This is a genomic window from Sphingopyxis bauzanensis (assembly GCF_002205675.1).
Lineage (GTDB): Bacteria > Pseudomonadota > Alphaproteobacteria > Sphingomonadales > Sphingomonadaceae > Sphingopyxis > Sphingopyxis bauzanensis.
This window is the reverse complement of the sequence record NZ_NISK01000002.1, coordinates 460,892-472,320: the sequence shown is the minus strand read 5'-3', so window position 1 is coordinate 472,320 and position 11,429 is coordinate 460,892. Positions and strand designations below refer to the sequence as shown.

Below are 11,429 nucleotides of genomic sequence, written 5' to 3'. Positions count from 1 at the left end.
GCCGACAATTTTCCGTAGTCTGGTCCTGACCGTCCGGCACTGAATGCTTATCGCGCCTGGTCTCATGGGGTAAACTATGATGGATTGGTTGGCGGAAAGCGCAATGTGGCAGCGATCTGTGCTTCGGCCGTGCTTGCTTCAGCAATGAGAAGGCGCAATGCCTTTGCGGTGTCCTCCAGAAGTCCGTCACCAAGAGGCCGCTCGCCATTGATAAAACGGCGGATGGCCCGTTCGTCTATGCCAAGGCGCCGCGAGAACGCAGTGGTGCCACCAAACAGCTGGACGCAATAAGCAAAGTGCTCGCGTCGCTCGTCCACTGAAAATGAAGCGCCCATTGTTACCCTTTTCCGTTGCTATTCGTGATCATAGGCTATCTTGCAGTTAAGGTGCAATCGGCCAGTTGTCGCAGTACGCGCAGTCTAACCGCAAGTGCCTGCGATCTTAAACATCGCTGACTGACTGTCGTGCGGAGCGTCTAAAGAAAGTATCTTGCAAACAAGAAGGTTAGTGGGCTTACGCGAGTTGGCTGCGCGGGGTTCAAGATCGGGTTTCCGCTCGGGCAGAAGAAATAGGTCGAGCACGCAGTTTGGCTGAGCCCGGGCGATCGGCTATGCGCCGACGATGCGCGACAGCCCTATCCTCTACAGCTTTCGCCGATGTCCGTACGCGATGCGCGCGCGGATGGCGTTGCTGATGAGTGGGACGATCTATACGCATCGCGAGGTTCTGCTGCGCGACAAGCCTGCGGCCATGCTTGCCGCGTCGCCCAAGGGAACCGTGCCGGTGCTGGTTCTGGCGGATGGGACGGTGATCGATGAAAGCATCGATATCATGCACTGGGCCCTGTCCCAGCATGACCCGGAGGGCTGGCTGCCGCGTGTCGACGCGGCGCTGATCGCGACGTTCGACGGCGCGTTCAAACATCATTTAGACCGCTACAAATATGCCGGTCGTCACGATGTTGATCCGCTGATGCATCGCTCAGCAGGCCTGGCGATGCTGGGGGAGCTCGGCGAGCGGCTGAAAGCGCGGGATTATCTTGACGGCGTGACGCGCGGGTTCAGCGATGTCGCCCTGTTTCCCTTCGTTCGACAGTTCGCCGGCGTCGACGCGCCATGGTTCGCAGCCCATGCGCCCCGGAGGGTGCGCGAATGGCTGGCAATCCTCGTGGCATCGGAGCTGTTTGAGCAGGCGATGATCAAAATAGCGCCTTGGTCAGCACGACAAGGCTGAAAGGGGGAGGCCGTAGATCTTCGCCTTTCGATCCTTGCCAATCCATAACAGACCAAATGTAAACGGCCATGCCGGCAGGCTCTAGGGACCACATACTCGCCGGGCCCGTGTTGTCATATGCTGGCTACGCCAACACGCGTGGCGATCGAGCAAGCTCCACGTGCGACTGTGCAGGATCAAATTTAGGCTATTATGACGTACTATCTTTAGGTTATCGTGTTAACGTGCTGCTTTCACATCTTAATTCATGCCTTCAGTCGCGTTGGCGCGGGTCGGTGGAACGGCAATGCGGTTTGCGCATTCTTGCTATCGAAGGTGAGAAGTCATGGCCGCACGTGCATATTGGAAAGGGCAGATCCGGCTCGCGCTGGTATCCATCCCGGTCGAGATCTATTCTGCCACCAAATCGGGCGCGGCGGTGACCTTCCGGCAGATCCACGAACCCAGTGGCAAGCCGGTCAAATATGAAAAGATCGTGCCCGGCATCGGCGCGATCGACCATGACGAGATCGTCAAAGGGTTTGAATTGTCGAAAGGCAATTATGTCCTCCTCGATGAGGAAGAGATCGAAGCGGTCAAGTTGGAGAGCAAGCGCACCCTCGAACTCGTCCAGTTTGTCGATACCGACGCGATCGACGTGCTCTATTACACCAAGCCCTATTATGTCGTCCCCGCCGACGAACTCGCCGAGGAAGCGTACATTGTGCTGCGCGAGGCTCTCAAACGCACCAAGAAAGTCGGGCTCGGTCAGTTGGCGCTGCGCGGGCAGGAACAGCTGGTCGCGCTGCGGCCGTGCGGGCGCGGACTGGTGCTTGAAGTGCTGCGCTACGCCGACGAGGTGAACAAGGCCGCCAATTATTTCCGCGACGTCGGCAATGCCAAACCCGACGCCGACCTGCTCGATCTGGCCGAAACGCTGATCGACAAGAAATCGGGCGCGTTCGATGCGTCCGATTATCACAATCACTACATCGATGCGTTGAAGCGCGTGATTGCGAAGAAAGCGAAAGCCAAGGGCAAGCGTGTGCTGGAAGATGTCGAAGAACCCGCCGACACCGGCCGCGGATCGAACGTCATCGATCTGATGGCGGCGCTAAAGGCGTCGGTTGATGGCAAGAAAAGGCCACCCGCCAAGGGAGCATCGGCCAAGGGAGCATCGGCCAAGGAAGCACCGGCCAAGAAAGCACCGGCCAAGAAGGCGCCGCCGAAGAAGGCTCCTGTGCGCAAGCGGGCGTGAGATGGCCAAGCGGCCCGATCCACTCGCGCAATACAACGCCAAACGCGATTTCGCGCTCACCCCCGAACCCGAGGGCAAGGTCGCCAAGGGCGCGGGCAACCGCTTCATCGTCCAGAAGCACGACGCAACCCGGCTCCACTATGACTTCCGGCTGGAAATCGACGGGGTGCTCAAAAGCTGGGCGGTGACGAAAGGCCCGAGCGCCGATCCCGCCGACAAGCGTCTTGCCGTCCGCACCGAAGATCATCCGATGAGCTACGCCGATTTCGAGGGCAATATCCCCAAGGGCGAATATGGCGGCGGCACCGTGATGCTGTGGGATCGTGGTACCTGGGAGCCGATCGCGGGCAAAAGCGCGAAAGATCTGGACGACGGCCACCTGCATTTCACCCTCGACGGGACCCGGATGAAGGGTGAATGGCTGCTTGTCCGCATGAAGCCGCGCCCCGGCGAAAAGCGCGAGAATTGGTTGCTGCGCAAGGTCGACGACGCCTTTTCCGCCGGCACCGACGATCTGGTCGGCCGCGAGCTGACGAGCGTCCTCACCGGTCGCACGATGGCCGAGATTGCGGCCGACGATGAGGGCGAACAATCGCTCAAGTGCGCGAAAGGCGCAGCCTTTGCGAAAAAGATGCAGGCCGCAGCCCAGCACAACAAGAAGGTCGCGAAACCTGTGGTCAAGGGCAAGCCGCCCAAGTTCCGCCCGCTTCAGCTCGCGACGCTCGTCGATGCGGTGCCGGTCGGCAATGGCTGGTTCCATGAGATCAAATATGATGGCTATCGCGCCGAAATCGCGGCGGCGGGCGGTGACGTGCGGGTTTACACGCGCAACGGCCTTGACTGGACCGACAAGTTCGCGCCGCTCGTCCGCCACGTCGCCGCGCTCGACCTGCCGCCGTGCCTGATCGACGGCGAGATTGTCGCCTATGGCAAGGACGGCAATCCCGACTTCTCGTCGCTGCAAGCGGTGCTCAAACGCGGTCATGGCGCGCAGGATGAGGCGACGGCGCTGCATTTCTTCGCCTTCGACCTGCTCGAACAGGACGGCCAATCGCTCGTCAAGCTTGGCAATCTCGAACGCAAGGAACGGCTCGAGGCCTTGTTGCGCCATGCCGCCCCGCCGATCGCCGTTGCCGATCACATCATCGGCGCGGGCGAGACACTTTTTGATGCGATGTGCAGCGCCGGGCAGGAAGGGATCATTTCGAAACGCGCCGACGCCGCTTATTCGGGGCGGCGCTCAAAAAACTGGCTGAAGGTCAAATGCACCCGGCGGCAGGAATTTGTCATTGTCGGCTGGAACCCCTCCACGACGAAGGCGCGCCCTTTTGCCTCGCTGCTGCTGGCCCAGCATGAGGGCGAGAGCCTGGCCTACAGGGGCAATGTCGGCACCGGTTTCGACGCCGCCACCATGGCCGACCTTGCCAAAAAATTCGCCCGGCTGGCCCGCAAGACGGCGCCACTGGACATCGAAGCCGCTACCGCGCGCAAGGCGCAATGGCTCAAGCCCGAACTCGTCGCTGAGATCGCGTTCGCCGAATTTACCGCCAGCGGGTCGGTTCGCCACGCAAGCTTCCTGGGGCTACGCAGCGACAAGGAGGCCAAAGACGTGACCCCCGAAAAGGAGCAATCCGTCCCGCCCTCAACGAGCGACGTGACGATCACCAGCCGCGACCGCGTGATCTTCCCCGAAGCCAAGGCGACCAAAGGCGATCTTGCGGATTATTACGCCGCCATCGCGCCCGTCATGCTCCCGCACAGCGCGCGCCGTCCGATCAGCCTCGTGCGCTGTCCGCAGGGGCGCGGCAAGAAATGCTTCTTTCAGAAACATGACGCAGGGTCATTCGGCGATCATGTCCATCAGGTGCCGATCCGCGAAAAGGACGGCGGCCACGAGGATTATCTCTATATCGATGACGCCGACGGGCTGCTCGCGTGCGTGCAGATGGGGACGATCGAATTCCACGGTTGGGGCAGCCATGTCGATGCGGTGGAAGAACCCGACCGCATGATATTCGACCTCGACCCCGACGAGGGGCTCGATTTCGCCGCGGTCAAAAAGGCCGCGCTCGATATTCGCCGCCAGCTTGCCGACCTGGGGCTGGTCAGCTTCGCAATGCTGTCGGGCGGCAAGGGGGTCCATATTGTCGTCCCGCTCGATCCGGGCCACAGCTGGGATGCGCACAAGGATTTCTCGAAGCGCTTTGCCGAGGCGCTCAGCATGGCCGAGCCCGATCGCTATGTCGCCACGATGAGCAAGGCGAAGCGCAAGGGCAAAATCTTCATCGACTGGCTGCGCAACCAGCGCGGCAGCACGGCAATCCTGCCCTATTCGGCGCGCGCGCGCGAAGGAGCGCCGGTGGCGGTGCCGATCGGCTGGGACGCGCTTGCCGACGTCAAGGGTGCGGGGGCATGGTCGATCAACGATGCAGATGAATTGATCAAGCGCCCCGCTGGCGCCGACCTCAAGGGCTGGGGCTTTGCGGCGCAGACCCTGCCGACATATTGATCGATGCGCGTGGGTGGCTGGGACCGGTCCGTGCCTGCCATTGTCTGCGCCGCCCGAACGCGTTTGACTGGTAGCGGCGTGGCTGCCTGAGCCAGCCTTGCCGTGCGGTAGCGGACCCCGCCCGCGCCCGGCGAAATGTTTCCATGGTCGGCAACCGGCCTGTTTGGCATCGCCGCTCGGGCTTGGACAGTCAGGCGCGTCCGCCGCGCTGGCGCCGAACGATATGATCGACGACGGGTCCCGCCGTGAAGCCATGAACGACGGTCGACAACAGGATCGTCAGCGCGATCGTGGCCCATAATTGCCCTTCGTTGACCAGCTCGAGATGGCTGGTCGCATAAGCCAGATAGTAGATCGATCCGATCCCGCGCACGCCATAGAAGGCGACGACAAGCCGATCCTGCGACGGCAGGTCGGTGCCGACCATACTCAGCCATCCGGCGAGCGGGCGCACGATGAACAGCAGGCCGATCGCAATGCCCGCATGCGCCCAGTCCAGCTCACCGAATAGCAGCGGGAAAGTGCCGCCGATCAGGATCAGCAGCAGCGCGGTGAGCGCGAGCTCGATCGCTTCGTTGAAGCTGTGGAGCCTGCCGTGGAATTGATGGCTGGCCTCGAACCGGCGCAGCACGATCCCGGCGACAAAGCACGCGATGAAGCCATAGCCTTCGACCAGTTCGGTCGCGCCATAGCAGAGCAACACCCCGGCGATCGCCAGCACACCCGAGGCGGTGTCGGCAAGGACATTGCCGCGCGGGATGACGAACAGGATCCGCGCGAGCAGCCATCCGACCGCCGCGCCGCCGATACAGCCGACCAAGATGCGATAGACGACATCGACCAGCAGCCACTCGCCCAGCATCGCAGCGGAAAAGCCCGTGGTGCCAACGAGCAGGCCGAGATAGACGAACGGAAAAGCCAGCCCGTCATTCAGTCCCGCTTCGGTGGTGAGCGCAAAGCGTACCGGCTGTTCCGCGCCTTCGGTGGGCGGCCCGACCTGGACTTCGCCGGCGAGCACGGGATCGGTCGGGGCGAGCACCGCGCCGAGCAGGATTGCTCCCGCCAGCGTCATGCCGGCAAAGGTCAGGCCCATGAATGCCACCGCGGCGATGGTGAGCGGCATGGCGATCGCCAGCAGCCGGATCGTCGGACGCCAGCGGAGATAGTTCGATAGATCGTCGATGCGGATGCCGGTACCGAACAAGGCGACGATCACTGCAAGCTCGCTGGCCAATTCCCAAAATTTCGGCGTCGCGCGGGGATCGAGCCCTTTGGCGACATCGGGCAAAATCCAGTAGATTGCGATGCCGAACAGGATGAGCAGCGCCGACGCCGCCGGTTCGCGCCCTGACAGAAAACGCGGCAGCCAAAAGGCCGCGATAATCCCGGCGCCGATCAGCGCCATACCGACATGATAACTGCTCAATGCGAAGAAGGGTTGATCGTTCATTCAGGCCTGTTGCGGGCGAATTTCAAAACCCGTGACATTGGGGTCACCCGACAGGCTGGCGGCCAGCCGCTCGGCGCGGCTTTCGCTATAGCCGTGCGCGATGGCGCCATATTCCACGATATCGTCGTTCATCGACTGGTCGATGGTAATGGATCTGAGCTTATGGTCGGCGAGCAGCGAGCCGAAGTCGCTCAGCGCGATGGCCTGTGACCGCCGATATCGGGCTTTCAGATGCACGATGCGCTGCTGCGGTGCGCGCCGGTCGGTGATCGTGACGGCGGCCAGTACCAGAACTGTCGCGGCCGCGGCGAAGATCGCCAGCTCGTAAAAGCCGATGCCGAACAAAATGCCCAGCGTCGCGGTCATCCACAGCGAAGCGGCGGTTGTGAGCCCACGGACGTTGAACCCTTCGCGAAAGATCACTCCGCCGCACAAAAAGCCGATGCCGGTCAAAATCCCATGCGCCATTCGGACCGGGTCGATGCGGACCACCTCGACCGGGGCGTCGTTGAGCCACGCCATCTGATGCACCGCCGACAGCATCAACAGACAGCATGAAAAGCCCACCAGGATATGCGTGCGCAGCCCGGCGGGGCTGGCCCGATACTCGCGTTCGGCGCCGATAATCGCACTGGCCACAATCGCGCCGATGATCGGCCAAAGCAGGTCGGGGGAAAGCAGTTCCAACTATTGGGTCCTGAGGATGGAGCCGATGAGGCGAATACGGGTTGCGACGCGGCGGAATGGCAAGGAAGTCGTCATAAAATTGCAACGCGCGCTAGCTGCGGCGGTTGCAACGTCGGCAAGGCGGCAGCCGATTCCAGCAACGTTGGCGGGCCAGAACCTTCACAATCTAACATGGATCAAGACGATTTCGCGCCAGAGCAAGGACGGTTTGCAATACGATTCGGCGTCGCGAGGGGCTGGCAATGACGAACGACAAAGCGCTGATATGGCAGGCCGTCCTTGCCGCAGATGAGGACCATGGTGAGGCCGCCGAGGCGCACGCCCATGCAACCCGGGCGGCCGCCGAGGGCGATGCGGCGCAGGCGGCGCTGTGGCAGGCGACCGCTGAGGCGTTGCTGACGCTTCATACGATCAACTGTCACGGGACGCGTCGTCGCCGTTAGCGGCGACGGCCGACGCGTCAGTAGGCGGGCGGGTCGCTCGCGGGGAAGGATTTGTCCGCGGCTTCGTCGACGCGGTCCCAGTCCTGGCGGGGCGCGTCGCGCGTTCCGGCGGGCCCGGCGGAGCGCGTCTGGTCAAAATTCTCGGGGTCGGTTTCGCGTTTAGCGAAAGCGGCCGAATGCGGTTCCGGGTTCGATGCGCCAGACTTGCGGCCACGGGTGAACCAGAAGATGCCGCCGAGCACGGCGGCGCCGACGAACTTGCCGAAATATCCGCTTCTGCCTTTGGTGGCGGTCGAGGGTTTCGTGCTGGTCATGCGATCGTTCCTTTTCGGACGATCAACGGGGCGCCGTTGCAAAAGTTGCCCGGTCGCGGCGCTATTCGCGTTAACCTCCATCAACTTAGGCCGAATGGAGAGCAGGCAACCGACGGGCTGGGACAAATCGATGCAACCCAGGTTAATCGGTCGCAACCGGACGCGCCGCCAGCGGTTACTCACCCATGCTTAACCCTGTCGATGATAGTCGCCACCCCCTGGCTCAGCGCTTTCAGGCGTTCATTCGCGATCCGGCCTTTCCGTGCGTTGGTGCCAAGTCGGCACTGGCCAAGGAGCAGATGCGGATCGTGGTTGGCCGCGACATGTGTTCGGCGTGGGACGATCTGCGCATCTATCCCAATTTGCTCGATCTGGCGTCGAGCTATGCGCGCGAGCCGACGCTATTCCACTCGCTCGCGGTACTGTTCGAAACCGATAATACGCTGGACGAAGAGGCCTTCGAGCGCTGCCTTTGGGAACGGCTGGAATCGCTGACTGACAAGGATGATTTTCACGGTCAGCGCGCCGACCCGCGCGTCAGCGCCGATCCCGGCGACCCGCATTTTTCTTTGAGCTTTGGCGGCGAGGCGTTTTTCGTCGTCGGCTTGCATCCCCAGGCCAGTCGACCGGCCAGACGGTTCGAGCGTCCGGCGCTGATCTTCAACCTGCACGACCAGTTCGTCCAGTTGCGAGCGAGCGGCGTGTATGACAAGATGCGCAGCACGATCATTGCGCGCGATGTGGCGCTGGCGGGTGACGTCAACCCGATGCTGGCGCGGCACGGAAGCGTGTCCGAAGCGCGGCAATATTCGGGACGGGCGGTCGGCGCCGATTGGTCCTGTCCGTTCGCCGGACGCAGCGGCGCCTTTGCCCCGGGAGGGAACGAGCACGTGATGTTTCCCGATTTGCGCAGCGCCGACGTGACAGAAACCGTGTCCGATGCCCGCTCGCGATCGCCGTCGCCGACGAATATCGCGGAGGCCGGGCGATAGAAGCGCCACGCGCCGCGCCATCCTCGCTGGATTGCCTGGTCATCGGCGGCGGACCGGCGGGGTTGACCGCCGCCATCTATCTGGCGCGGTTTCACTTGTCGGTAGCGGTTATGGATGCGGGGCAGAGCCGCGCCAGCCTGATCCCGCTGACCCGCAATCACGCCGGTTTTCCCGATGGCATATCGGGGAACGACCTGCTGATGCGGATGCGCGAGCAGGCGCGTCTTTATCACGCCGATCTGCGCGACGGCCGTATCGAAAGCATCGTGCGGAACGGCGACGGGTTCGCTGCGACGATGAAAGGATCCGTTATCGCCGCGCGCTCCGTCCTGCTCGCGACCGGGGTGGTCAACCGGCGCCCCTTGCTGCTCGATGATGCTGCCCAACGACAGGCGCTTGGCGATGGTCGGCTGCGCTACTGCCCGATTTGCGATGGATATGAGGTGACCGACCGCCGGATCGCGGTGCTCGGCACCGGCGATCGGGGCTGCGACGAAGCGCTGTTTCTGCGCAGCTATACCGCCGACATCACGCTGATTGCACCCGAAGGCGGCCACGAACTGGATGATGCCCATTATGGGCGATTGCGCGAGGCGGGTATCAAGGTGGCCGGCAGCTGCCGGGCGATCACGTTGGCGGACGACGTCATCGAGCTGCGGGTCAATGGTGACCGGCTGTCTTTCGATAGCCTCTATCCGGCCTTGGGCTCGGACGTCTGTTCCGAGCTGGCCGCACCATTGGGCGCGGTGATGTCCGAAGCGGGCTGCCTGAAGGTCGATACGCATCAGCGCACCAACGTCCCCGGCCTCTATGCCGCCGGCGATGTCGTGCTCGGGCTCGACCAGATCAGTCATGCGATGGGCGGGGGCGGGATTGCTGCGACGACCATTCGCAATGACCTGGCTGAAAAAGCGCCGCTTCGCCGCTGACCAGTGCGCAATTGCCGGGCGGCACGTCGGACATGACGGAAACTAACCTGCATCATGCGTTTAACCGCGCCTGCCATGCAACAGCAGGCGATGTCGCTCGTTCGGACCGTGGCACAAGGTAATCGCTGATCCTTCACGAACCCGGTCGCAAGGATAGTACATCATGTTTACTGAACGTTTACTGAGAGACAAACGCGGTGCGAGTCTCGAGGTGAACGAGCGCGCGCGGATTGAGGGCGCGATCAGTGAGGTCAAGACCTTTGGCCCGCGCAAGATCGTGGCGCGAGCGGGCGAGCCGCTGACCAACAGCACCTTGCTGCTCGAAGGCATCATGTCGCGCTATCTTGACGACCGGACCGGGCTTCGGCAGCTTGTAGCGATCCATTTTCCCGGCGACTTTCTCGATCTCCACGCCTTTCCGCTCAAGGTGCTCGACCATGATGTCGCGACGCTGACGACCGCGACGGTCGCGACCGTCCCGCATGCCGAGATCGAAGCGATCGGCGACGAGATGCCGCAGCTGATCCGCAAGCTGTGGTTCGCGACTTTGCTCGATGCGGCGATCCACCGCGCGTGGCTGTTTCGGCTCGGCCGCCTCGATGCCACGGGGCGCGTCGCGCATTTTCTGTGCGAGACCAACGCGCGGCTGTTCTCGGCGGGCCTCAGCGACGGGCGCCGCTTTGCGCTTGCGCTCACGCAGGCCGATCTCGCCGAAATCTGCGGGTTGACGACGGTTCATGTCAACCGTGTGATGCGCCAGTTGCGCGAGGAGCAGCTTTGTTTGTTCCGCTCGTCGCTGGTCGAAATCCTCGACCCGGCAGGGCTCGCCGCGCGCGCGCAGTTCAATCCTGCCTACCTGTATATCGACGACGATAGCCAGCTCCCCTCCGTGCAAAGGCCAAAATGATGAGAGACGCGTCCGACCAGCTTCAACCCGAAACCAAGCCGGGCACCGCGACCGCCGAAGGCGGACTTGTTTTCCTCGACGGGCCTGACGGCGTGGCAGCTACCATGACGCCAGAGGCCGCCGCGGGGACCGGGCAAAGCCTGATCGATGCCGCGGCGGCCGCCGAGCGCCAGCAGGCGGCGTCCGATGTTTGACGCCTTCGCCCAATGGAACCGCATGCTCGCCGCGGGCGCATCGATGCACACTACGAGCGTCCGCGCGGCCGAAACCTTTGGCGGCGCGAACAAGGTCGTCGCGGCGCGCGGCGCGATCATTGGCAAGGCGATGCAATCGCCGTGGACGGCGGACCATGCCGAGCTTGGCCGGATAATCCCCGAAAAGATCGACACGCTGTCGCGTGCGGGTTCTGCCGCCGCGACGATCTGGTGGGACAGCCAGGCGGCCTGGATGGAGCATTTCCAGCACCTCGGCACCATGGCAATGCGTGGCCGGTTGCCGACTGCGGCCGAGATCGGCGACCTTGGCGAACGCAGCGCCACGCTGATACTGGAATCTATCGAGGCGACCGCCAGGCTGAGCGCGGCGAGCCTCGCGCCGGTCCATCGCCAGGTCGCGACCAATGTGCGGCGCTTGGCGGCGAAGCGACCCGCAGCGAAGGGGCGAGGGGCATCGCGGCGCTGATTGCGGCATCGTTGATTCAAGCGCCATGGGAGGACATATGATGACAA

At 63.0% G+C, this 11,429-nt stretch carries 13 protein-coding genes; 9 read left to right on the top strand and 4 right to left on the bottom strand.

The annotated features are described in order from the left end of the window. Window positions 1-74: 74 nt before the first annotated feature. A complete protein-coding gene (locus CDQ92_RS08830) occupies window positions 75-335 on the bottom strand; it encodes a helix-turn-helix domain-containing protein (protein ID WP_088441019.1) in 261 nt (86 codons plus the stop codon). Window positions 336-621: 286 nt separating this feature from the next. Between CDQ92_RS08830 and CDQ92_RS08825 the strand changes: the two genes are divergently transcribed. The 3 genes from CDQ92_RS08825 to ligD all read left to right on the top strand — a co-directional run bounded on the left by CDQ92_RS08825 (window position 622) and on the right by ligD (window position 4,979). Beyond that, the gene (locus CDQ92_RS08825) at window positions 622-1,233 is read left to right on the top strand and encodes a glutathione S-transferase (RefSeq protein ID WP_088441018.1); all 612 of its coding nucleotides are present in this window, start codon (window positions 622-624) and stop codon (window positions 1,231-1,233) included. A 325-nt stretch (window positions 1,234-1,558) separates the two neighbouring features. Then, window positions 1,559-2,470, top strand: a complete 912-nt coding sequence (gene ku, locus CDQ92_RS08820) for a non-homologous end joining protein Ku (RefSeq protein WP_088441017.1) — start codon at window positions 1,559-1,561, stop codon at window positions 2,468-2,470. Window position 2,471: 1 nt separating this feature from the next. Continuing rightward, entirely contained in the window at window positions 2,472-4,979 is a 2,508-nt protein-coding gene (ligD, locus tag CDQ92_RS08815) for a DNA ligase D (protein ID WP_088441016.1), read from the top strand. 190 nt (window positions 4,980-5,169) lie between these two features. Here ligD and CDQ92_RS08810 read toward each other — a convergent pair whose 3' ends face one another. Together CDQ92_RS08810 and CDQ92_RS08805 are read right to left on the bottom strand one after the other, a co-directional pair. Further along, on the bottom strand, window positions 5,170-6,429 hold the full coding sequence (locus CDQ92_RS08810) for a cation:proton antiporter (RefSeq protein WP_088441015.1): 1,260 nt from the start codon (window positions 6,427-6,429) through the stop codon (window positions 5,170-5,172). Next, entirely contained in the window at window positions 6,430-7,116 is a 687-nt protein-coding gene (locus tag CDQ92_RS08805; RefSeq protein WP_088441014.1) for an MgtC/SapB family protein, read from the bottom strand. It abuts the gene before it with no gap. 242 nt (window positions 7,117-7,358) lie between these two features. On the opposite strand from CDQ92_RS08805, the gene CDQ92_RS08800 reads away from it, so the two are divergent. Next, a complete protein-coding gene (locus CDQ92_RS08800) occupies window positions 7,359-7,559 on the top strand; it encodes a hypothetical protein (RefSeq protein ID WP_088441013.1) in 201 nt (66 codons plus the stop codon). Window positions 7,560-7,576: 17 nt separating this feature from the next. On the opposite strand, the gene CDQ92_RS20800 is transcribed toward CDQ92_RS08800, so the two are convergent. Continuing rightward, window positions 7,577-7,873: a hypothetical protein gene (locus tag CDQ92_RS20800; protein WP_144035730.1), complete on the bottom strand. Its 297-nt coding sequence runs from the start codon at window positions 7,871-7,873 to the stop codon at window positions 7,577-7,579. Between the two features lie 185 nt (window positions 7,874-8,058). Between CDQ92_RS20800 and gntA the strand changes: the two genes are divergently transcribed. The 5 genes from gntA (at window position 8,059) to CDQ92_RS08770 (ending at window position 11,382) form a co-directional block, all read left to right on the top strand. Then, a complete protein-coding gene (gene gntA / locus CDQ92_RS08790; RefSeq protein ID WP_088441012.1) occupies window positions 8,059-8,865 on the top strand; it encodes a guanitoxin biosynthesis heme-dependent pre-guanitoxin N-hydroxylase GntA in 807 nt (268 codons plus the stop codon). Further along, the gene (locus CDQ92_RS08785; protein ID WP_088441486.1) at window positions 8,862-9,794 is read left to right on the top strand and encodes an NAD(P)/FAD-dependent oxidoreductase; all 933 of its coding nucleotides are present in this window, start codon (window positions 8,862-8,864) and stop codon (window positions 9,792-9,794) included. The genes gntA and CDQ92_RS08785 overlap by 4 nt, the downstream gene beginning before the upstream one ends. A 163-nt stretch (window positions 9,795-9,957) precedes the next feature. Then, window positions 9,958-10,701: a Crp/Fnr family transcriptional regulator gene (locus tag CDQ92_RS08780; RefSeq protein ID WP_088441011.1), complete on the top strand. Its 744-nt coding sequence runs from the start codon at window positions 9,958-9,960 to the stop codon at window positions 10,699-10,701. After that, the gene (locus CDQ92_RS08775) at window positions 10,698-10,895 is read left to right on the top strand and encodes a hypothetical protein (RefSeq protein ID WP_088441010.1); all 198 of its coding nucleotides are present in this window, start codon (window positions 10,698-10,700) and stop codon (window positions 10,893-10,895) included. Before CDQ92_RS08780 ends, CDQ92_RS08775 begins: the two co-directional genes overlap by 4 nt. Beyond that, a complete protein-coding gene (locus CDQ92_RS08770; protein WP_144035729.1) occupies window positions 10,888-11,382 on the top strand; it encodes a hypothetical protein in 495 nt (164 codons plus the stop codon). Before CDQ92_RS08775 ends, CDQ92_RS08770 begins: the two co-directional genes overlap by 8 nt. Window positions 11,383-11,429 lie beyond the last annotated feature (47 nt).

Coding starts and splice junctions, on each gene's coding strand:
- gntA (WP_088441012.1), top strand. CDS start 8,059: ATGCTTAACCCTGTCGATGATAGTCGCCACCCCCTGGCTCAGCGCTTT.
- CDQ92_RS08780 (WP_088441011.1), top strand. CDS start 9,958: ATGTTTACTGAACGTTTACTGAGAGACAAACGCGGTGCGAGTCTCGAG.
- CDQ92_RS08770 (WP_144035729.1), top strand. CDS start 10,888: ATGTTTGACGCCTTCGCCCAATGGAACCGCATGCTCGCCGCGGGCGCA.
- CDQ92_RS08825 (WP_088441018.1), top strand. CDS start 622: ATGCGCGACAGCCCTATCCTCTACAGCTTTCGCCGATGTCCGTACGCG.
- CDQ92_RS20800 (WP_144035730.1), bottom strand. CDS start 7,873: ATGACCAGCACGAAACCCTCGACCGCCACCAAAGGCAGAAGCGGATAT.
- ligD (WP_088441016.1), top strand. CDS start 2,472: ATGGCCAAGCGGCCCGATCCACTCGCGCAATACAACGCCAAACGCGAT.
- CDQ92_RS08810 (WP_088441015.1), bottom strand. CDS start 6,429: ATGAACGATCAACCCTTCTTCGCATTGAGCAGTTATCATGTCGGTATG.
- ku (WP_088441017.1), top strand. CDS start 1,559: ATGGCCGCACGTGCATATTGGAAAGGGCAGATCCGGCTCGCGCTGGTA.
- CDQ92_RS08775 (WP_088441010.1), top strand. CDS start 10,698: ATGATGAGAGACGCGTCCGACCAGCTTCAACCCGAAACCAAGCCGGGC.
- CDQ92_RS08830 (WP_088441019.1), bottom strand. CDS start 335: ATGGGCGCTTCATTTTCAGTGGACGAGCGACGCGAGCACTTTGCTTAT.
- CDQ92_RS08800 (WP_088441013.1), top strand. CDS start 7,359: ATGACGAACGACAAAGCGCTGATATGGCAGGCCGTCCTTGCCGCAGAT.